The following is a 21,669-nucleotide window of genomic DNA, read 5'->3' as shown; positions in this document are numbered from 1 at the left end:
CTTCAACGGCCGCACCCTCACGCGAGGCTGTAGGCGAAGCCGCCGGTTTCATCCAGGTCAATGCGCAGGCTGTTGATCGGCTGATCTTCGGCCATGCGTGCCAGTACCTGTTCGGCCAGCTCCGGCATGAGGCTGCCAGAGAGGATGTTGTCGATGTTGCGCGCACCGCTGTCGACTTCGGTGCAGCGCGCGGCAATCGCCGGCACCAGTGCCGGGCTGAAGTGCAGTTGGGCCTGGTGGTTGCGCTCGAAACGCTGGCGGATGCGCTCCAGCTTGAGGCCGACGATGCGCCCGAGAATGGCGTCCTGCACCGGGTAGTAGGGGACGATGCTCAGGCGGCCGAGGAAGGCCGGCTTGAAGACGCCGTTGAGCTGCTCGCGCAGGTCGTCGACCAGCTGCGCCGGTGCCGGTACCTGGTCGGCGCCCAGGCAGGTGCGCATGATGTGCTCGGTGCCGACGTTGGATGTAAGGATGATCACGGTGTTGCGGAAGTTGATCTCGCGCCCTTCGCCATCGTCCAGGACGCCTTTGTCGAACACCTGGAAGAACAATTCCAGCACGTCAGGGTGAGCTTTCTCTACTTCGTCGAGCAGCACCACGCTGTAGGGTTTGCGCCGTACCGCTTCGGTCAGAACGCCACCTTCCCCGTAGCCGACATAGCCGGGCGGCGAGCCCTTGAGACTGGAAACAGTGTGCGCCTCTTGGTACTCGGACATATTGATGGTGATGACATTACGCTCGCCGCCATACAAGGTATCGGCCAGGGCCAGCGCGGTTTCGGTCTTGCCCACGCCGCTTGGGCCAAGGAGCAGAAAAACACCGATCGGTTTGTTCGGGTCTTCCATGCGTGCCCGGGAGATCTTGATACGCTTACCAATCTCATGCAGGGCGTGGTCTTGGCCCAACACGCGCTCGGCCATCAACGCCGGCAGGCGTTGTACAGTGTCGATCTCATCGCGCAGCATCTTCCCCAGCGGAATGCCGGTCCAGCCGGAAATCACTTCGCCGATGGTGGCGCCATCGACCAAGGCGTGCACCAGCGGTTCTTCACCTTGAACATCGGACAGTTTTACCCGGAGTTCGGCCAAGGCCGCGCGATTATCGCTGTCGCTAGCTGCGCTCAGGGTGTGGATCTGCTTGACCAATTCAAGCTCGCGCTGCCATTGCTGTTGCAGACTTTGCTGGCGCTGGCTGGCCTGTTCGATCTGAACGTGCAGTTGCGCCAGGCGGCGTTGGTGATCGCTGCCCTTGGATTGTTCCTCCTCCAGCAGGGTGATTTCGGTGCGCAGGTTGTCGACTAGGCGCAGGCAGTCTTCAAGGCGACCCGGCTGCGAGGTTTGGCCCAGGGCGACCCGGGCGCAGGCCGTGTCGAGCACGCTGACGGCCTTGTCCGGCAGCTGTCGGCCGGTGATGTAGCGGCTGGACAGGCGCACCGCCTGGACCAGTGCGTCGTCCATCACTGCCACCCGGTGGTGGCTCTGCATCTTTTCCAGCAGGCCGCGCAGCATGTAGATGGCCTGGTCTTCTTCAGGTTCTTCGACCTTGACCACCTGGAAGCGACGGGCGAGAGCAGCATCTTTCTCAAAGTATTTCTTGTACTCGGCCCAGGTGGTGGCGGCGATGGTGCGCAACTCGCCACGGGCCAATGCCGGCTTGAGCAAATTGGCGGCATCGTTCTGCCCGGCTTGGCCCCCTGAGCCGATCAAGGTGTGTGCTTCGTCGATGAACAGGATGATCGGGTGCACGCTGCGCTTGGTTTCCTCGATCACCGATTTCAGGCGGTTCTCGAACTCGCCCTTGATGCCGGCGCCAGCTTGCAGCAGGCCGAGGTCGAGGGTGTGGATGGCCACGCCTTTGAGTGGCGCCGGCACGTCGCCCTCGGCGATGCGCAGCGCCAGGCCTTCGACCACGGCGGTCTTGCCGACCCCGGCCTCACCGGTGAGGATCGGGTTGTTTTGCCGACGGCGGGTGAGAATGTCGACCATCTGCCGAACCTCGAACTCACGCCCCAATACCGGGTCGATCCGGCCCTCGCGGGCATTTCGGGTCAGGTCGACGGTATACTGGTCCAATGCTGGCGTCTTGCCCGCGCTGCGCAGCGGGGCAGGGGCGCTGGTGTCGGCGGGTAAGGCCGTGGCCTGCTGGGCCTCGCCGCTCGCGCTGGTTAGTGCCTGGAGGCTGGCGCGCAGGTCATCGACGTTGATCTTATCGAGCTCTGCCGCGCTGGCCAGCAGCAGGCGACGCAGGTCGGCGTCGTCGAGCAGGGCCAACAGCAGATAGCCGCTGCGAATCTGGCTGGTGCCATATTCAATCGAAGCCAGCACCCAGGCACGCTCGATGAGCTGGGTTATGTGCGGCGATAGCGCCGGCGTGCGGGTATTGCCGGTCTTGAAGCCCTGCAGGGCGTCTGCCAGCTGTGACTGCAGGCGCTCGACGACCACACCGTAGTGGCGCAGCACGGGCCGCAGGTCGTTGTCATCGCCTTCGAGCAATTGCAACAGTACGTGCTCGATGTCCACTTCATAGTGACGCTCGGCCAGACACAGCGCGGCCGCGCTTTCGGTGGCGCCGCGGCAGGTGTCGTTGAGCTTGGCAAACAGTGACTTAAGATTCACAGCGAGACCCCATCAAAAGGAATACTAAAAATGCCGCAGCGCGCAGGCTGCACCTGGCTGCCAGGGCGTTTCAGCCAGCCCAGCCAGCCCAGTGCTACACCGTCTTCGCGGCCCAGGCGGGCGACGGGCACGGCCTCAGGCTTGAGCTTCGGTGCCAGTTCGAAGTCCAGGCTGGGGCCGAGGTAGAAGCGCACCAGCTCGACCAGCTTGTGGTAGTCCTTGGTGCCGGGCTGAAAGCGGCGGTAGTCGGCCAGCTCCAGCGGGCCAATTTCGATCCGCACGCACGATTGGTAGTCCCACACGCGGTTACCGATCACGCTGCTGTGCCCTAGTTGGGCGTTTTGCCGCCCCAGGCGCGTGCATTGCTCGCGTTCAAGCTTCAGCCATCGCCCAGCAAATGGCCGTAGAGTGAAAGGCAGGGCGAAGTAGAAGCTGAGCATGGCCTGTAGGTTCTGTGGGTTGCGCGGGCGCTGGCTGAACAATCCAGCAAAGTAGCTGAACAGTTCCTGGCGCAGGCCTGAATCGTTGTTGGTGAATTTGCGCCGACGCGCCTGTTCGCCAAAGCCCACCATACTCAGCAGGTAGCGCTCGAAGTCCGAGCTCCCTTTGCGTTCATGCTCGATATGGAACTTGTACTTTTGCCAAGCCTGGTAGAACTGCGCGACCACGCGGTGAGAGAACAGGTCCATGAACGCGTGCGCGGCATCGTCGCGGTGCTGGATGTGACGATCGATCAGCAGCTCGGTGTACGGCCGTGGCAGCACCCCGGACGGGCCGACTAGGCCCATGAATGTGACCTGGACTTCCGTCAAGGGTTGATCGTTTGCGTTGGTGCGTTCAGCGCGCTCGAATTTCAGCTCGCTGACTTCGCTGACCGGGAACGCCAGCGACAGTTGCGAACGGAAGCGCAGCGGGTCGTCATGCGGCCGGGTTTCTGGATCGATACGTCCCGCTCTGCTGTAGTGCAGGCGCAGCAACCGCACCAGTTGGAAGAATTCGAACCGGTATGGCTGAGCACGCGCCTGGTCGATCAGACCAGTGGCTGATCGCCGGTTCTGGGTGGCCATTTAATGATTCTCTTTTCCCGCTGGCGGGTACGTAGGGTCAGTTGAGTAAAGCTGTTGACTGTGCAGTACTGGCCAAAGAAGTGGTCCAGGATCTTGCCGAACAAGAACACACCGCTGCCGATGTACTGGCTTTCGTCGAGCTCCAGGGTGATGCCCACACCGCGCACGAAGTTCGGCCGTGGGTGACCGATGCGGGCAACTACGGGCTCGCTTTTGATCGACAGGATGCCGCCGATCTGTTTGCGCACGGCCAGGCCACGACGATAGTTGTAGAGGCTGAGCATTTCCTGCAGCACTTCCTTGCCCTGCGTTACCAGCGACATGTGGTTCAGCGACAGGTGCGCGATCAGCCGCCAGATCAGGCCGTCGCCAAGCGGCACGCGCGCGGTGGCAGTGGGCTTGCGCAGCAGGCGGATGGTGTCGACCACACTGTCCTGGTCGAGGCTCAGGTCACTCTGGCTGCCGCCATAGCTGAGCAATTGCGGCAAGTCGCGATTGCTGCAGGTGAGGGCGATGCTGAGGGTGTCGCTGCTGCTGTCGAGCAGGTCCAGTTCTCGGTCCACCACGCGGATTACCATCTCGGTGCCGCTCTGGGTGTCGCGTCGCGACGGCTGGCGGCGGCCGATCCAGTAGCAGGCGTCGGGGCCGAGCTCGCCACGTGGCTCGAAGAACGGGTTGCACTCGCTGACATTGTCGCGGCCGCCGAGCTTGCGCACACGTTGCACGCGATCGATCGACACTACTTCGGCATTGCCCTGCAGGCGCACGTCTGGCGTTACCGGGTACTCGTGCTGGGTATGGGTTAGCTTGATCGGTTCGGCCTGCTGCTTGAACAGGTTGATGATCGGCGTGCAGCCCAGTTTGAAGTTGTGCCGACCCAGGTTCTGCGCAAGGCGGGCCAGGCGCTCGCCGAGCTCGAAGTGGGAGAAGTAGAAGTTCAGCTCGATCGCCTTGATGTCACGATCTGCAAGGCTACGCTTGAGTCCGCCAATGTCGAAGAACATGAACTTGTCGGGGAAAGTGAAGTAATCATGCAGCAAGCGGTACCCGGCAAACGAGCGAGCCGAGTAATCCACCAGGCCATCGTCCTGTTCGAAACCGACGGCTTGCAGGGCATCGGCCGGCAGGCCGATCTCCCGGCGCTGACCGTTTTCGATGAAGCTGACGGTGGCCTTGGCCAGGTTGTTGAACAGCAACTCGTACAGCTGCAGCATCAGTGTGCTTTCACCGTCGAGGAAGAAGCGCAACGAATGGATGTCCAACTGGCCAAAATGCAGGTCGGTGGTGGCGATCAAGCCGATTTTCAGATGCGCCACGAGGTCGGCACTGTGGCCATTGAACACCGAGCGTTCGAGCTCGGTGAAAGAGGCATCCTGCACAGCCACAGGCCACAATTGCACCGGATAGCAGGTGCGGAATCTGCAGGCCACGCCCTCGATACTCCGCGAGGCGACTTCGGTATGGCGGGGGATGTCGTAGCGTGCCGTCAGAGTCGAACGATTACCGGCGGAAAACTCGGCGATCGATAACGCCGGAGTCGGACGCAGGTAATGCGGGTAAAGCACCTCCAGAAAGGCTTCGACGATCTCCGGAAACTCGTCATCTAGCTTTTTGTGGACGCGTGCAGAAAGAAACGAAAACGCTTCGATCAGGCGTTCGGTATGAGGGTCTTCACAATTGTCCCCCTCGATCAACAAGCGAGAGGCGATTTTCGGGTACTCACGGGCAAATTCCTGCCCGAGAAAGCGCAGGTGCGAGAGTTCCTTTTCGTAGTAGGGCAGCAGATCGTCGAGCATCAGTTGAGGTTCTGCACTTTGTATTCTTGGGTATTGATCTGCAGTACGGCATCGAACGAGACCTGACGTGTGGCGTCCTGCAGGTGCAGCACGGCATCGACTCGGAAGGTCAGCATGCGGTTGCCCAGCTGCTGGGTCATCAGTTGGACGCGTACGGCACGAAAGCGCTTGTCACCGACGCTGATGGCACGCTCGAGCTGGGCCTGGATCAGGCGTCGGTCCTCAGGGTTGAGCACCCCCTTGCTGGTAAAGTCGGGCATGCCATATTCGAGGATGGTGCCAGCCAGTTGCCCGCGGCCGTCGAGACGTTCGGCGACCATGCACTGACGGGTGTTGACCAGCACTTCAAGGTCGCGAATCAGGCTGGCCTTGTAATCGGCCAGGGAGCACAGGCGCCTGGAGACCGCCTCGCTTGCCTGATGAGGAGTGTCATCAAGCAAGCGATCCAACAGTGTTGGCACTAATTGATAGTTACGGCTCATGGGTGAATGGCGCCTTCCTGGCTCGGGTTCGATCAGCTGCGGGTGGATTGCGGCAGTTCGGCGACCAGACGCAGCGAGGCTGTCAGTTCGTCGAGCTGGTAGTGCGGGCGCAGGAAGGCTACGGCCTTGTAGGCGCCGGGCTTGCCCGGCACTTCGACCACTTCGACGCTGGCTTCGCGCAGCGGGAACTTGGCCTTGGCCTCCTGGCTCGCGGTATCGTCGAGCAGTACGTAGTCGGCCAGCCATTCGTTGAGGAACGATTCGACGTCCTTGCGCGAAGCGAAGCTGCCGATCTTGTCGCGCATGATCGCCTTCATATAGTGGGCGATCCGCGAGGTGGCGAAGATGTACTGCAGTTGCGCCGACAGGCGGGCGTTGGCATTGGCGATGTCAGTGTTGTACTGCTTCTGCTTCTGAGTCGACTGGGTGCCGAAGAACGCGGCGTAGTCGGTGCCTTTGCAGTGCACGAGGGGGATGAAGCCCAGGTCGGACAGCTCTTTCTCACGGCGGTCGGTGATGGCGATTTCGGTCGGACACTTGAGCGCGATTTCGCCGTCATCGGTCTTGAAGGTGTGAGTCGGCAGACCTTCGACCAGTCCGCCACCCTCCACACCACGGATCGCCACGCACCAGCCGTAACGGGAGAAGGCATCGGTGACGCGGGTGCCGAGGGCGTAGGCGGCGTTCATCCACAGGTACTTGTTGTGGTCGCGCCCGTCGACGCTCTCGACGAAGTTGAACTCGTCCACCGGCACGGTATCCGGGCCATATGGCAGACGACCCAGCACGTGCGGCAGAGTCAGGCCGACGTAGCGCGAGTCTTCTGAGGCGCGGAACGACTTCCACTTGGCGTATTCGACGGTGTCGAAGATCTTGGCCAGGTCGCGCGGGCCGGACATGTCGGTGAACGAGTCCCAGCCGAACAGCTCCGGCGATGCCGCAGAAATGAACGGTGCGTGAGCCGCGGCGGCAACGTGCGAGATCTCTTCGAGCAGGTACATGTCTTCGGGGCTGCGGGTGAACTCGTAGTCACCGACCAGCATGCCGAAAGGGGCACCACCGAAGGTGCCGTATTCTTCTTCATAGATTTTCTTGAACAGCGCGCTCTGATCGAATTCCGAGGCGGATTTCAAGTCGCGCACCAAATCTTTCTTCGATGCGTTGAGCAACTGAATCTTCAGCGTGGTGCTGGTCTCTGTCTGGTCGACCTGGTACTTCAGGCCCCGCCAAGAGGCTTCCAGCTGCTGGAACTCGCTGGCGTGCATGATCTCGTTCATCTGCTCTGAGAGCATCGCGTCGATTTCGGCGATACGGGCATCGAGCACGGCAATCAGGTCTTTACTGGGCGTCAATTCGCCCTCCAGCACCTGGCCGACCAGTTCGCCGATTAGGTCGCGTGTGCGGCTGCGCTCGGTTTCCGAGCGGGCCACGCGGCTTTCGGAAATGATGCTGTCGAGCAGGGATGCCTGGGGCGCGAAGTGTTCAACCTCGACCAGGTCGGATTCCTGTTGGGGCAATGCTTGCTTGTCGGTCATCGTCTGGCTCCTGCTCACGCTTTGCCGTCGTCGGCAGGTACGGCGGCTTCGCGACCGAATTCCTTGCCTAGGGTTTTCAGCTTCTCGGTGTTCTGCAGCACGTCCATCAGCAGCTCTTCGAGCTTGTCGTTGCCGCCCATCTTGTTGCGCAGGTCGGCCAGCTTGTTACGTACTTCCAGCAGCTTACGCAGCGGCTCGACCTGCTTGACCACGTTCTGTGGCTCGAAGTCTTCGAGGCTGTTGAAGTTCAGTTCCACACCCAATTGCGTGCCGTTCTTGGCCAAGGTGTTGTCGACGCGGTAGGTCAAGCGCGGCTTGATACCCTTGAGCACGCCGTTGAAGTTGTCGCGGTCGATGAAGACGAACTTGCGGTCCTTGAGCTTGGGCAGTGGTTCCAGCGGGTTGCCAGAGAAGTCGCCCAACACACCAACGACAAAGGGCAGCTCCTTTTTTTCGAGCGCATCGCCGATGTCCACGTCGTAGGTGATATGGACCCGAGGCGCGCGAACGCGGTCGAGTTTGTGCTGGGTGCTTTCCTTCTTCGCCATCGTGTTCTCCAGTGCGAGCAATTCGCTGCGAATCATTGCGCCGCCCGTGCCGGGCGCTGGCGCGTTACAGTCCTTCGATCGTCAGCAGCAGGCGCTGACGGATTTCGTCGTTCATTTCCAGAATGTTGTCGCGACCGACCAGCTCTTCGAAGCTGGTGTTGCCGGCAATCTGCGTGCTGCTACGGATGACCGAATCATCGGGAAGTTCCGAGCGCACCGGCGAGCTGATGACGCAGAATGGCAAGTCGCCGAAACCTTTCAGGCGCTCGAAACTCAGCCCGAAGCGCAGGCCCTCGAACAGTCGGCCCAGGCCGGGCGACTTGCTCAGGCAATAGAACAGCACCAGGTAGTGCACCACGAAGCGGTACAGCTCGGCGCTGCTGCGGTTGGGGTCTTTGATGACGGTGCGAAACTGCGCCAGCTCGAACGCATGGAAGCCGACCACCCAGCGCGTCGGGCTGGTGATGCGGATGACCTGGCCACTCTGCTCGAGGACCTTGTCGTATTCCAACGGAAACAATTCAGGGGTGGTACTGATCAGATTCAGGGGTACTTCCAGCTCACTGACCAGCTGGAACGGCGCGGCTGAGCCAATGCGCTCGTAGAGTTCGATCAGTGACTGGAAATGGCCCTGGGTTTCGCGCCCGCTGCTGCGCTGGGCGCCCTGCAGGTATTCGCCAAACAGGCTCTGCGGACGGATCAGCGGTGCCACGGTGGCGAGGTAATCGGCCGCCTGCGCCTTGAGCGCATCGGAGATCGCCCGCGTCTGGCTACGCAGCTTGATCAGTGCTTCGACATCGAATGTCTGTGTCATTGGTACATCGTCCATGAGCCTGCTTGATCGTCCTGAAACGCCAATGGCGTGGACCTGAAAAAACTCGCCTCTCCGCTGAGGCAACTAGCGTACTGGCAAATGAATATCGAGTTGCCAGCAATGCCGATTAAGTCACTAAAGTGCGGAGGAAGTTCCGACGAGGGGCGCGATTTTTTCCCTGTTTTGTGATGCGGCGCAATGATGGCGCCGTGATATTGGCGAGCGCTTAAGGGCTGAGAAAATGGGGCCTGAGCCCCGGAAGGCAAGGCTTACGCGGGCTGTATGAGCCGCGCAAAAACGCATGAAAAGTTTTTTTCAAAAAGTGAACTTCGTCTCATTTTTTGCTTTGCGCCGCAGGGCTGCGGTACTAATCGGGTTACGTCTGAATGATGGCCATGCGACGGAATATGACGCGTTGGAGGGTGGCTCAGCGGCCGTCGACCTGCACGCAGAAGTCCTTGCCGTTGATGACTTTGCAGGGCCAGTTGTCATTGATGTAGTGGTCTGGCTTGAAGCACGCGCGTTCATCGCTGACCCAGAACAACTGCCAGGCAGAGCTTGAGATGAGCAGCCTGGGGCAGGGCGAATAGCCTTTGCCAAGCAATGCAAGCGTCGTCAGGATCGCCACGGCAGGGGCGACGTAAAGCAGCGTCTTCAGCGAAGCCCCGAACATCAGGGTCTGGAAGCGATGCTGAGGGGTGCCGGTGGGTGGGTCGAACTTTTTCCGGTCAAGACACTTGTCACACAGCCAACCAGCAGTATGGCCACCGCCGGGGAGCCATGAGCAGGCCGAACGCCAAGTAGGGCGGTTCCACCACAGACGCTCCACGCAGCAGCCTGCCGTACAACGGGTACAAGTAATTGATCTAGGCATGAGCCGAGAGGCTGCGACCGCTAGCAGGGCGATGATCATGCCGCCAGCCAGTAATCTGATCTTCCAGGGGATAATGCGGGTGATCTTTGTGTAGATCGGTTATTCATCCATGACGCTCAGGTTCACTTGCAACGATTACTGGCGTCCACCCTCCGTGCACAACGTCCGGTTGCCAACGTATTTACAGGGCTGCTCGTCACTGTTGTAGAAATCAGGTTTGTAGCAATACCGCGCATCATTGACCCAATACACTCGCCAGGCTGACCCTGAAATCAAGAGTTTCTGGCAGGGCGTATAACCTTTCGCCCAGAGGCCAAGGGTCACAAGTACCGCCAGCGCCGGTGAGATGAAGATCATCGACCAGACTGTCAGTTTGTAGGAGTTACGTTGGAAGCGGAACATCCGGGACTGGGGCGACGGGTCGAATTTCTGCGCACGCCAGCAGGCATGCAGTGAGGTTACAACGACGATTGGAGTGACTGTGCACATGGCGATGAGCATGAAGGCCAGATAGGGTGTCACCACGATTGGGGCATCCCTTAGTAACCTTCCGAATAACGGCAGGATATCCCTCGCCAGCCAATAAGCTGACAGGATGCCTAGGATCAAGGTCGCCAGACCAGTCGCGAACGCCATGAGGCGAAACAGGTGCGGGGAGCGTTCGTGGAATTCAGCAGGTTCAGTAGTCATGATCAAAACTTTGGAAGGTTGAACGTCGGGAGAGAGGGCAAGGAGGGGAGCTCAGGTACACTGGGCCATCCATTGATAAGATGGATTCATTTGAATAATTTCTAATACCAAAAGAGATATTTTCCGTTGCTAGAGACGCTGCCAGTTTTAGTGAGACACCAAAATATAACTATCACAGGTTCGGTTTGAAGTCCACATATGTAGATGATTTTTCATTCGTCTCATTCTTGGTTTTCTTGGCTGAAATATAGAGCTGTCTACGTAAATTTTTCGTTCGCCGAAGCTTTTCCATAGCAAAAGCCGTTACTCAAGTTCGACAAGTTCGCTCACCTGCTTGAAGAAACCGACCGGAAATTCTGGCAAAAATTATTGCGGTGAACGTCTCTCCTGCAGAGAGATGGGAGGCCAAAAAAATGGCAAGATCGAAATCTGAAAGATGCGTTTTGTGAGACAGAAATCGCAAATGAGCTCTTTGAGGAAGGATTGTTAATACTTGTCTGGGGTATGACCCCCTGGCAATGCTACGTTTATGGTCTAGACAGTCCTAAAGATATCGCTCTAGTGCCCAGTTTGAATAACCCTCAGTTTCGAGGTAGCTATAAGTTTAGATCAGATATTAAAAGACCTAGCATTGTCCCTGGTGAATTTTGCTGAATTGGCCAGAGTGCTTAAGTCTGGATTTTCCCAAGGTAGCACTTGAAGGTGAAGGTGAGCAGGTGGCCGTACAAGTTCATGTGATTGGATTCCATGTCTTAGGCGGGGGCGTTGGCCCGAATTTCTCAGTGATCACGGCATGCCGTCAAAAAGGTGAGGGGGCGGCTCAGCCGTTATTGATGGTAGATATTGAAGGTGTTGAGCCTGGGCTGGCATTGGGATTTAATGACGCCTGAGGCGTTAGCTTGATACTAGTACCTCTTGCCTATCGCGCAAAAAACTGCTGTATTGCTGATATAAGCTAATCTTTAAAAATAATAATCAAAGTGGTCGTCTAAGTGGTGCGATACTCTGTAGTTTGTTAGGGTCACTGATAGTGTTGCACCGGCTTCGTTAAACTTAATTCTGAAGATAAATAGCTGCGCATTAGGATAGAGGTGGCCGTCGTCGGTGCTGCAGATGGCGTAGCCTGATTTCTGGAGGATTATTATGTGCTTAGATAGAGGAAAATTTCATGCGCTACAATATAAACCTGCAACGGAAGGGTGTCTGGATAATCTAACTGGTTTTTTCAATCACGATAGATTCCAGTGGTCTCCCTATGAAAATCACCCTGGAAGATTAGAGATAAGAAATGAATACACTCTTGCTCTTTCTGATTCGAACACCTGCATTGATGGATTAGATTTCGATTTCTTTGAAGTGAGCGTGACGTACGTGTCGCAGAATTTCCTGAATGTTGGTGAGTCGTTAGGTGCAAAATACAGGGCCATACCGCTTGAAATTTCCCAGTAATCGAATGTTTCATACGCCCGCCGGAGCAGATCAGTGCTGGGCACTCAGCGCTGGACTATGACAGCGATGCTTTGAACAGCCGGACCATACTGATGCTGCTGGATCGCAGCAAGCGCTAGCTCGCAGTCGGGGTGTCCTGACAACCAAAATCCACATGCTCTGCGATGCCAACGGGACCCCGTTACGCTTCCTTCTCCCTGGCGTTCAAGCCAGTGACAGGTGCTACGCATAACCACTGCTGGACGAAGTCAGCATTCCAGCAAGCCAACGTGGCCGCCCACGTAAACGCCATCTCTTTTCGTACAGCGCCTAAGACATTATTCAATGTGCTGAACCTCCGTCGACTAGCGCCGAATTCTTACAGACGTTCACCCCTGCCTGTCGAGGTTCCACCACGCGGAACCACATTCGTTTGCACCCTCACGCGCCCCGCGTTTATCTGTGGCCAACACGACCTGCCGTGACCGTCGTGCTCTCACAGCGAACAACAAGAACGGGGCCACCCGCGCGAGGAGATTTGCCCATGCAGCATCAACACATCCTGGCCTGGCTCAGCGACGTCGCCAGCGACCTGCACAGCATCCGTCACGATATTCACGCTCACCCTGAATTGGGTTTCGAAGAAAGCCGCACCTCGGCGCTGGTCGCTGCGCTGCTGCAGCAGTGGGGCTATGAAGTCCACGCAGGCATCGGCAAGACCGGTGTGGTGGGGGTGCTGCGCAATGGCAGCAGTTCGCGCACCCTGGGCTTACGTGCGGACATGGACGCGCTGCCGATCGAGGAGGCCAGCGGTGCGGCCTACGCAAGCCGCCATCCGGGCTGCATGCACGCCTGTGGTCACGATGGGCATACCACCATGCTGCTGGGCGCGGCGCGCTATCTGGCGGCGACGCGGCGGTTCGATGGCACCCTGACGTTGATCTTCCAGCCGGCCGAAGAGGGTCAGGGCGGGGCGCAGGCGATGCTTGCCGATGGGCTGCTGGAGCGCTTCCCGTGCGAGGCGCTGTTCGGCATGCACAACATGCCAGGCCTGCCGGCTGGGCATCTGGGCTTTCGTGACGGGGCGATGATGGCCTCGCAGGATTTGCTCACCGTCACCCTCGAAGGCGTGGGTGGGCATGGGTCCATGCCGCACTTGACGGTCGACCCGTTAGTGGCAGCGGCCAGCGTGGTGATGGCGTTGCAGACCGTGGTGGCGCGCAATATCGATACACAGGAAGCGGCGGTGGTTACCGTTGGCGCCCTGCAAGCCGGAGAGGCGGCCAATGTGATCCCGCAACGCGCACTGTTGCGGCTGAGTTTGCGCGCGCTGGATGCGCAGGTACGCGAGCAGATGCTGACCCGGGTGCGGGCGATCATCGAGGGCCAGGCGCAAAGCCTGGGCTGTAGCGTACACATCGAGCATCGCCCGGCTTACCCCGTGCTGGTCAACCACGCAGCGCCGAATGCCTTCGCTCGCGAGGTCGGAATCGAGCTGCTCGGCGCCGACAGGGTCGATGGCAATACCCGCAAGCTGATGGGCAGCGAAGATTTCGCCTGGATGCTGCAACGCTGCCCGGGTGCCTACCTGTTCATCGGCAACGGCGTACAAGGCCCGATGGTGCACAACCCCGCCTACGACTTCAACGACGACATCCTGCTTACCGGAGCAGCCTACTGGGCCGCGCTGGCTGAGCGCTGGCTCAACCGACCACCGACCGAGCAGCCCTGAAATCCGTACTGCCTTCTCTTGCAGCTTGAAGCTCGCGACTTGCAGCTTCCCCTCCCTGGGAGTACTCCGCATGCAGATGTCCAATAACGGCGCCTCGCGTACCCGGCAAGTGGTCGCGGCGGTGATCGGCAACGCCCTGGAATGGTACGACTTCATCGTCTATGGCTTTCTGGCGAGCATCATTGCGCGCCAGTTCTTCCCCTCCGACGATAGCTATGCCTCGCTACTGATGGCACTGGCGACATTCGGCGTCGGCTTTTTCATGCGCCCGGTCGGTGGCGTGCTGTTGGGTGTGTACGCAGACCGAAAGGGCCGCAAGGCCGCCATGCAGCTGATCATTCGCCTGATGACCGTGTCGATCGCAATGATCGCTTTCGCCCCCAACTACCTGGCCATCGGCATGGGCGCACCGCTGTTGATCGTCGTGGCGCGCATGCTCCAGGGCTTTGCCACTGGCGGAGAGTACGCCAGCGCCACTGCATTTCTGGTGGAGAGCGCGCCTGCCCACCGCAAGGGGTTGTATGGCTCCTGGCAGCTGGTGGGGCAGTGCCTGGCGGTGTTCTCCGGCGCTGCGATGGTGGCCCTGGTCACGCATTTGTGCACGCCGGCCGCACTGGACAGCTGGGGTTGGCGGATCCCGTTCGTGTTGGGGTTGTTGATTGGGCCGGTAGGGCTGTGGATTCGCAAGCACATGGAGGAGCCCGAGGAGTTCTTGCAGGCGCGCCAACAGGCCAAGGGCCAGGCACCAGGGGTATGGCAGGTGCTGCGTGAGCATCGGCGCAGCCTGCTGGTGTCGATGGGCCTGGCGTGCGGGGCGACGGTGTCGTTCTACGTGGTGCTGGTGAACATGCCAACCTTCGCGCACCACAACCTTGGCCTGCCGTTGGACCAGGTGCTGTTGGTGCAGATGCTGGCGGTGGGGCTGATGACCGTGGTCATTCCGCTGGCCGGGGCGCTGTCGGACCGGCTCGGGCGACGGCCGGTGCTGATGGCGTTCACCTTGGCGTTTTTCGTCATGGTCTACCCGCTGTATGTCTGGGTGGCCGCCGCGCCATCGATCGAGCGCTTGCTGGTGATGCAATTGCTCTTGTGCACGGCTATCGGTGGGTTCTTCGGCCCAGCGCCGACCGCGCTGGCCGAGCAGTTCCCGGTCGAGGTACGGTCTACCGGCGTGTCGGTGGCCTACAACGTGGCGGTGATGGTGTTCGGTGGCTTCGCGCCACTGATCGTCACTTGGCTCAGCAAAGCGCTGGGCACACCGGTGGCCCCGGCGTTCTATGTATTGTTCGCCTGCCTGCTGACCTTGTTGGGCACGTACTGCCTGAAAGAAGCCCCGCGTAGCGGCCGGGCCGTTGCCTACAAACTGGGAGTGAAACCATGACCGCATCAGCGATCGACCCCATTGTCGCCCTCGAGGCCGACGCGCTCTCGCAAGCCATTCATGGCCGGCAAGTGGCGTGCCGTGAAGTGATGCAGGCGTACCTGAGCCATATCGAGCGCTTCAACCCGGCGGTCAATGCGCTGGTCTCGCTGCGCGCAGCCGACGCCTTGCTCGCCGAAGCCGACAGTTGCGACCGCGACCTGGCGCGCGGTCACTCTCGCGGCTGGATGCACGGCATGCCCCAGGCCATCAAGGACCTGGCGGCCACGGCGGGGCTGCGCACCACCCTGGGTTCGCCATTGTTCGCCGAGCAGGTGCCGGCGCACGACGCCATCAGCGTGGCGCGCATGCGCGCCAGTGGGGCGATCATCATCGGTAAGAGCAACGTGCCGGAGTTCGGCCTCGGCTCGCAGACCTACAACAGCCTGTTCGGCACCACCACCAATGCCTACGACTGCACCCGTGTCGCCGGTGGCAGCAGCGGAGGTGCCGCCGCCGCGCTGGCCATGCGGCTGCTGCCGGTGGCCGATGGCAGCGACATGATGGGCTCGCTGCGCAACCCTGCGGCGTTCAATAACGTGTTCGGTCTGCGCCCTTCACTGGGCCGCGTGCCGTATGGGCCGACGCCTGAGCTGTTCATGCAGCAGCTCGCTACCGAGGGCCCGATGGGGCGCAGCGTGACGGACGTAGCTCGGTTGCTGAGCGTGCAGGCCGGGTACGATGCGCGGGCGCCGCTGTCGCTCAATGATGGCGGGCAGGATTTCGCTGCAGACTTGCAGCGAGACCTCAAGGGCGCGCGAATTGGCTGGCTCGGCGACTACGACGGTTATCTGCCGATGGAACCTGGCGTGATGGCCCTCTGCGAGGCGGCCTTGGCCGATTTCGCCGAGCTGGGCTGCACGGTCGAGCCGTGCCAGCTTGGCTTCGACCCGGCGCGCTTGTGGCAATGCTGGCTGATCCATCGCCACTTCCTGGTGCACGGCAATCTGGCAGCAGCCTACGCCGACCCGGCCAAAAGGCCGCTGCTCAACGCGCAGGCGCAGTGGGAAGTGCAGGGCGGTGAGCTGCTGGGCGCAGCGGCCCTGTACCAGGCTTCGCTGGACCGTAGTGCCTGGTATCAGGCGGTCGGCGCCTTGTTCGCGCGTTACGATTATTTGCTGCTGCCGTCGGCCCAGGTGTTTCCTTTCGACGCAGCCGAGGCTTGGCCGAAGGAGATCGCAGGGCAGGCGATGGACACCTACCACCGCTGGATGGAAGTGGTGATCGGCCCAACCCTGGCCGGCTTGCCGAGCATGAGCGTGCCGGTGGGATTCAACGCTGCCGGGCTGCCGATGGGCCTGCAGATCATCGGGCCGGCTCAAGCCGACCAAGCGGTGTTGCAGCTGGCCTACGCCCACGAACAGCTGACCCGCTGGGTGGCGCGGCGGCCGCCGCCGCGTTTGCAACAGGGCTGACGTGGGTGGCCGGCCCGTATATTGCTGGGGTTGTGCTCATTACAGGCAGCTCATCACAGGCAGACAGGGAGGTCGGACACATGGGCACAGCGACAGACAGCAGCGGCGTGCGCTCGGTGGAGCGTGCGCTGGCCATCGTCGAGCTGTTGGGCGAGCATCAGGCGCTTGGCCTCGAACAACTGCACTACCTCACCGGCCTGCCCAAGGCCACCGCCTCTCGCATGCTCGCCACCCTCCAGGAGCAGGGCTGGGTCTATCGCGGCCTCAGCGACCGGCGCTATCGCCTAAGCGCCCGGCGCCTGTTCGGCGACCGCCAGCAGCGCTTCAAGCGCCAGTTGGTGGAGAGCGCCGCGCCCTTGTTGCTGGAACTCAGCGAGCGCACGGGGCTGGTGGTGGATCTCTCGTGCTTCGATGGCGAGCGCCTGGAAGTCATGGAGAGCGCCATTCCACAGGTGTTGCGCAAGCGTTATCCAAGCAACTGCCAGATCGTCGGCCAGCATGCCAGCCTGATTCACTCGGCGATGGGCCGCGCGTGCCTCAAAGAGTTGGCCTCGGAGGAGGTACTGCGCCTGGCGCGGCACGATCCATCGGGCGGCGAGCAGTGGCTGCGCGAGCTGCAGGCCGATGCGCAGCGGGGCTTCGGCCAGCGCACGGAAGGGCATTGGGAGTACCCGGTGCGTTTGCCGTTTCTGATCCGCGCGATTGCCCTGCCAGTGCGGGTGCAGGGCCGCCTGGCCGGCAGCATCGCCTTGCATTGGCCGCTGGACCAGGCTCCGGTCGAACAGGTGCTGGGTTTGCACCTGAACAGCCTGGCGAACACCGTGGGGCAGGTGCAGCACGCGCTGGGCAATCAGGCTTCGGTGCAGTGACGCTGCGGCAACGCGAATGAATCCGTGCCCCGGGTGCGAGGTCCAAGCCATGCCCTTGCGATCACCTTCAGCCAGGTAACCCATGCTTGCCATCGAGCAACTGCACAAGACCTTTCCCACCGCCCAAGGCCCGTTGCAGGTCCTGCGCGGCGTCGACCTGACCCTGGCGCGTGGCAGCAGCCTGGCCTTGATGGGTGAATCGGGCAGCGGCAAAAGCACGTTGCTGCATTTGGTCGCGGGCCTGGACCGCGCCGACAGCGGCCGCATCCTGATCGATGGGCAACCTTTGCCCAGTCACGACGAGGCTGCCCTGGCGCGCTGGAGGCGTGAGGGCATCGGTCTGGTCTTTCAGCAGTACAACCTGATCAGCAGCCTGGATGTGGCTGCCAACCTGGCATTCCAGGCGCGCCTGGCGGGCCGCCATGATCCCACATGGCTGGCCTACCTGGCCGAACGCCTGGGCTTGGCGGCGCTGCTGGACCGTTACCCCGAACAGCTCTCAGGTGGCCAACAACAGCGAGTCGCCATCGGCCGCGCGCTGGCCAGCCGACCTTCGCTGCTGCTGGCCGACGAGCCGACCGGCAGCCTCGACGAGGCCACCAGCGACGAGGTACTGGCGTTGCTCTTGCAATTGGTCGGCGAGGCTGGCAGCAGCGTGCTGATGGTGACGCATAGCCCGCGGCTGGCAGCATGCCTGCAACATCGCTGCGTGCTGCACCAAGGTCGGGTGCAAGGCTGATGGCGCAGTTATTGATCAGCTTGCAGGCACTCGCCAGCCATTGGCGCCGTCACCGGCTGCAATGCGTCAGCGTGTTCACCGGGTTGTGGCTGGCCACGGCGCTGTGGACCGGCGTGCAGGCGCTCAACGCCCAGGCGCGAAGCGATTACGCCCAGGCGCGCGCGGTGCTTGGCGGGCCGGCGCACGCGCAAATCGTCGCGCGTGACGGGCAGCGTTTCGATCAGGCGCTGTACGTGCAACTTCGCCAATTGGGCTGGGCGGTGACGCCGGTGCTGGAGGGGCGGCTGCGCCTGGCCGAGGCGCCGACAACGCACATCCGGGTGATCGGCATCGAGCCCCTGAGCCTGCTGCCCGGTATGGCGGTGGCTGGGGCAGATCCGGCCAGTGTCGATGTGCAGGCGTTCATCAACGCACCCGGCCAGGCCTGGGTCGCGCCGGACACCTTCGCGCAACTCGGCGCTGCGCCGCGCACGCTGGCGGGGCGGGCATTGCCACCGCTGTTGGTCAAAGCGCAACTGGCGCCAGGCGTGATGCTGGTCGATATCGGCATCGCTCAGGCCTTGCTCGATGCGCCCGGACAGCTGACGCGCCTGCTCAGCACCAGCGATCAGCCCCTGCCGGCTGCGCTCGCCGAACGGCTCTTGTTGCAACCTGCGCAGGACGACGCCGATTTGCAGCGCCTGACCGACAGTTTTCACCTCAACCTGACAGCGCTGGGCTTGCTGGCGTTTGTCGTCGGCCTGTTCATTGCACATGCGGCCATTGGCTTGGCGCTGGAGCAGCGCCGCGGGTTGATGCGCACCTTGCGCGCCTGCGGGGTGAGCCTGCGCGTGCTGTTGGCCGCGTTGGCGCTCGAGCTGGGGCTGTTCGCCCTGGCGGGCGGCTTGGCTGGAGTGGGGGCGGGGTACGTGCTGGCGGCCGCGCTGCTGCCAGATTTTGCTTCGAGCCTGCGCGGGCTCTATGGCGCCGAGGTCGCTGGGCAGCTGCACCTGCCGTGGTACTGGTGGTTTGCCGGGGTTGCAGTGAGCATGCTCGGCGCGCTGATAGCGGGGCTGGACAGCTTGCTGCGCGCCGCACGTCTGCCGCTGCTGGCGCTGGCGCAACCCCAGGCCTGGCGGCTGGCGCAAGTGCCGTGGCTCAAGCGTCAGGCGCTGGCGGGAGTGACCTTGGCAGCACTGGCCGTGGCCTGTGGCTACCTGGGCGACAACCTGTCCAGCGCCTTCGCCATGCTCGCCGCCCTGTTGCTGGCCGCTGCCTTACTGTTGCCGGGCGCACTGGCGTTGCTGCTGGCGGGGCTTGCGCGTGGCGCCACGCGGCCGCTGGCGCAGTGGTTCGTCGCTGACTGCCGACAGCAGCTACCGGCGCTGAGCCTGGCGCTAATGGCATTGCTGTTGGCGTTGGCCGCCAGTGTCGGGGTGGGCGGCATGACCGAGGGCTTTCGCCGTACCTTCGTCGGTTGGCTGGATCAGCGGCTGGCGGCGGACTTATATGTTTCGCCGCGCGATCAAGACCAGGCGCTGCAGGTGCAACAGCAGGCTGAGCAGGATCCGCAGGTGAACGCGGTGCTGCCCAGCTGGCGTGTGGAGTGGCGGGTGCAGCAATGGCCGGTACAGGTGCAGGGTGTTATAGACCATCCGTTCTACCGCGCACACTGGCCGCTGCTTGAGCAGACTGCCGATGCCTGGACGCAGTTGTCCGCGGGCCGCGGGGTGATGCTCAGCGAGCAATTGGTCAGGCGCCTGGGCTTGGCCTTGGGCGCGCCGGTGCAGCTGCCGGGCCAGCCGCCGCAGGCGTTGCGCCTGGTGGGAATCTATGCCGACTACGGCAACCCCAAAGGGCATGCGCTGGTCGATGCTGGCTGGCTGCGTCAGCACGCACCGACCGCTAGCCTCGCTGGCTTGAGCCTGTTGATCCACCCGGGGCACGTCGCAGCGGTGGAGCAAGCGCTGCGCGCGCGCCACGGCCTGGACGCTTCGCAATTAGTCGAGCAGGCCAGCCTGAAGCGCTGGTCGACGCAGATTTTCAGCCGTACCTTTGCCGTGACGGCGGCGTTGAACAGCCTGACACTGGGCGTTGCCGGTATTGCGTTATTCATCAGCCAGCTGACCTTGGACCAGCAACGTCTAGGGCAGTTGGCGCCATTATGGGCACTTGGCGTGCCGCGACGCTGGCTGGCCTGGTTGAGCTTGGGCCAGACGCTGATGTTGAGTGGCTTTACGGTGATCCTCGCGATCCCCCTCGGCTTGCTGCTGGCCTGGTGCCTGGTGGCCGTGGTCAATGTGCAAGCCTTTGGTTGGCGGCTGCCCTGGCACGTGTTCCCCGGCCAGTTGTTGCAGCTGGCGATGCTGGGGGTGTTGACCAGCCTGCTGGCCAGCGCCTGGCCGCTGTGGCAGTTGGCGCGGCGCCAGCCCAGCGATTTGTTGCGGCGGTTCAGCCATGAACGTTAAGCGGTGGGTGGCAGTGGCCACGCTCCTGCTCGCCGGTTGCGACGCGCCTGCGCCGCCGCCTTCGAGCTATGCGGGGTTGGGCGCCGATGCGGCAGCGTTCGAACAGGTGGTGCCTGGCCGCGCGTTGCAGTTCCCCCGCGACCATGCGGCGCATGACGGCTATCGCATCGAGTGGTGGTACGTAACGGCCAATCTGCGTGACGCCGAGGGGCGCGACTGGGGCGTGCAGTGGACGCTGTTCCGCTCGGCGCTGCGTCCCGGTCCGGAGACAGCTGACTGGAACAGCCCGAACGTGTGGATGGGGCACGCCGCGTTGACTGATCTGCACGGCCATCAGGTCAGCGAAACCCTGGCGCGTGGCGGCATCGGCCAGGCTGGCGCGCAGATTGGGCCAATGCGCGCGTGGATCGACGATTGGTCACTGCAAGGCGATGACGACATTCGCCACCTGCGCATGCGGGCCAGCGGCGCGGGCTTTCGCTACGACCTGGCGTTGGCCAGCGACAAGCCGTTGGTGCTGCATGGCAAGCAGGGTTACAGCGAAAAATCCGGCAAGGGCCAAGCCTCGTATTACTACAGCCAGCCGTTCTATGAGGTCACGGGTGAAATCGAACGAGATGGGCGGCGGATCGCGGTCACCGGCCAGGCTTGGCTCGACCGGGAGTGGAGCAGTCAACCGCTGGCAGCAGGGCAGAGCGGCTGGGACTGGTTCTCGCTGCACCTGGACGGCGGCGCCAAGCTCATGCTGTTTCAGGTGCGCGAAACGCAGGGTGCGCCCTACAGGGCCGGGACCTGGGTAGCGGCAGACGGGCGCGTGCGGCCGCTGCAAGCCGCCGAAATCCAGCTGACGCCGCTGGCCTGGACCGACCAGGGCAATGGCAAGCGCGTGCCAACCCGCTGGCGTGTGCAGGTGCCAGCGGTGCAGGTGGATGCGCAGGTGGATGCACTGCAATCCGAGGCCTGGATGGGCACGCGGTTTCCGTATTGGGAGGGGCCGGTACAGGTTGGTGGGCGTGTGCAGGGGCGCGGATATCTGGAGATGACTGGCTACTGATGCGGGGTTCAGTCCTGAGGAGGGCACTTGTAGGAGCGGCCTCGTGTTGCGAAAGGGCCGCAAAGCGGCCCCGGCAATTCCAGCTGCGAAGCTACCTTACTGGGGGCGCTGCGCACCGCTATCGCGACGCAAGGCCGCCCCCAC

The 21,669-nt window shown here is 61.9% G+C and carries 17 protein-coding genes and 1 pseudogene; 9 read left to right on the top strand and 9 right to left on the bottom strand.

Annotated features, from left to right (window positions below; all coding sequences use genetic code 11):
• Window positions 1-17: 17 nt before the first annotated feature.
• The 9 genes from tssH to ACLEJW_RS12935 all read right to left on the bottom strand — a co-directional run bounded on the left by tssH (window position 18) and on the right by ACLEJW_RS12935 (window position 10,421).
• Entirely contained in the window at window positions 18-2,615 is a 2,598-nt protein-coding gene (gene tssH / locus ACLEJW_RS12975; RefSeq protein WP_440777686.1) for a type VI secretion system ATPase TssH, read from the bottom strand.
• Window positions 2,612-3,682 (bottom strand): type VI secretion system baseplate subunit TssG, encoded by a 1,071-nt coding sequence (tssG, locus tag ACLEJW_RS12970; protein WP_145192788.1) that lies wholly within the window; start codon window positions 3,680-3,682, stop codon window positions 2,612-2,614. The genes tssH and tssG overlap by 4 nt, the downstream gene beginning before the upstream one ends.
• Complete coding sequence (gene tssF, locus ACLEJW_RS12965; RefSeq protein ID WP_440777685.1) at window positions 3,646-5,478, bottom strand: type VI secretion system baseplate subunit TssF; 1,833 nt, start codon at window positions 5,476-5,478, stop codon at window positions 3,646-3,648. The genes tssG and tssF overlap by 37 nt, the downstream gene beginning before the upstream one ends.
• Entirely contained in the window at window positions 5,478-5,960 is a 483-nt protein-coding gene (gene tssE, locus ACLEJW_RS12960; RefSeq protein ID WP_145192784.1) for a type VI secretion system baseplate subunit TssE, read from the bottom strand. The genes tssF and tssE overlap by 1 nt, the downstream gene beginning before the upstream one ends.
• Before the next feature lie 32 nt (window positions 5,961-5,992).
• Window positions 5,993-7,495, bottom strand: a complete 1,503-nt coding sequence (gene tssC / locus ACLEJW_RS12955; RefSeq protein WP_145192782.1) for a type VI secretion system contractile sheath large subunit — start codon at window positions 7,493-7,495, stop codon at window positions 5,993-5,995.
• Between the two features lie 14 nt (window positions 7,496-7,509).
• Entirely contained in the window at window positions 7,510-8,043 is a 534-nt protein-coding gene (tssB, locus tag ACLEJW_RS12950; RefSeq protein ID WP_145192780.1) for a type VI secretion system contractile sheath small subunit, read from the bottom strand.
• 64 nt (window positions 8,044-8,107) lie between these two features.
• Entirely contained in the window at window positions 8,108-8,857 is a 750-nt protein-coding gene (locus ACLEJW_RS12945; RefSeq protein WP_313298734.1) for a hypothetical protein, read from the bottom strand.
• 427 nt (window positions 8,858-9,284) lie between these two features.
• Entirely contained in the window at window positions 9,285-9,770 is a 486-nt protein-coding gene (locus ACLEJW_RS12940; protein WP_440777684.1) for a hypothetical protein, read from the bottom strand.
• A gap of 96 nt (window positions 9,771-9,866) precedes the next feature.
• Entirely contained in the window at window positions 9,867-10,421 is a 555-nt protein-coding gene (locus ACLEJW_RS12935; protein ID WP_440777683.1) for a hypothetical protein, read from the bottom strand.
• 647 nt (window positions 10,422-11,068) lie between these two features.
• Between ACLEJW_RS12935 and ACLEJW_RS12930 the strand changes: the two genes are divergently transcribed.
• The 9 genes and pseudogenes from ACLEJW_RS12930 to ACLEJW_RS12890 all read left to right on the top strand — a co-directional run bounded on the left by ACLEJW_RS12930 (window position 11,069) and on the right by ACLEJW_RS12890 (window position 21,525).
• The gene (locus tag ACLEJW_RS12930; RefSeq protein WP_440777682.1) at window positions 11,069-11,311 is read left to right on the top strand and encodes a hypothetical protein; all 243 of its coding nucleotides are present in this window, start codon (window positions 11,069-11,071) and stop codon (window positions 11,309-11,311) included.
• Window positions 11,312-11,982: 671 nt separating this feature from the next.
• A pseudogene (locus tag ACLEJW_RS12925) lies at window positions 11,983-12,099 on the top strand (IS5/IS1182 family transposase); the annotation flags it as partial.
• A gap of 294 nt (window positions 12,100-12,393) precedes the next feature.
• Window positions 12,394-13,581 carry a M20 aminoacylase family protein gene (locus ACLEJW_RS12920; protein ID WP_313457500.1) on the top strand — a complete coding sequence of 396 codons (1,188 nt, stop codon included), beginning with the start codon at window positions 12,394-12,396 and terminating at the stop codon, window positions 13,579-13,581.
• 70 nt (window positions 13,582-13,651) lie between these two features.
• Window positions 13,652-14,962, top strand: a complete 1,311-nt coding sequence (locus tag ACLEJW_RS12915) for a citrate-proton symporter (protein ID WP_313457497.1) — start codon at window positions 13,652-13,654, stop codon at window positions 14,960-14,962.
• Entirely contained in the window at window positions 14,959-16,416 is a 1,458-nt protein-coding gene (locus ACLEJW_RS12910) for an amidase (protein ID WP_440777681.1), read from the top strand. The genes ACLEJW_RS12915 and ACLEJW_RS12910 overlap by 4 nt, the downstream gene beginning before the upstream one ends.
• 80 nt (window positions 16,417-16,496) lie before the next feature.
• Window positions 16,497-17,285 carry an IclR family transcriptional regulator gene (locus ACLEJW_RS12905; RefSeq protein ID WP_313298752.1) on the top strand — a complete coding sequence of 263 codons (789 nt, stop codon included), beginning with the start codon at window positions 16,497-16,499 and terminating at the stop codon, window positions 17,283-17,285.
• A gap of 82 nt (window positions 17,286-17,367) precedes the next feature.
• A complete protein-coding gene (locus tag ACLEJW_RS12900; RefSeq protein WP_313298756.1) occupies window positions 17,368-18,024 on the top strand; it encodes an ABC transporter ATP-binding protein in 657 nt (218 codons plus the stop codon).
• The gene (locus ACLEJW_RS12895; protein ID WP_440777680.1) at window positions 18,024-20,471 is read left to right on the top strand and encodes an FtsX-like permease family protein; all 2,448 of its coding nucleotides are present in this window, start codon (window positions 18,024-18,026) and stop codon (window positions 20,469-20,471) included. Before ACLEJW_RS12900 ends, ACLEJW_RS12895 begins: the two co-directional genes overlap by 1 nt.
• On the top strand, window positions 20,461-21,525 hold the full coding sequence (locus ACLEJW_RS12890) for a lipocalin-like domain-containing protein (protein ID WP_440777679.1): 1,065 nt from the start codon (window positions 20,461-20,463) through the stop codon (window positions 21,523-21,525). Before ACLEJW_RS12895 ends, ACLEJW_RS12890 begins: the two co-directional genes overlap by 11 nt.
• Window positions 21,526-21,669: the final 144 nt, after the last annotated feature.

Origin of the sequence: Pseudomonas sp. SMSB3, from assembly GCF_052041965.1 — a bacterium.
Taxonomy (GTDB): domain Bacteria; phylum Pseudomonadota; class Gammaproteobacteria; order Pseudomonadales; family Pseudomonadaceae; genus Aquipseudomonas.
Note: the sequence above shows the minus strand (reverse complement) of the source record. Positions and strands in the feature narration are given on the sequence as shown.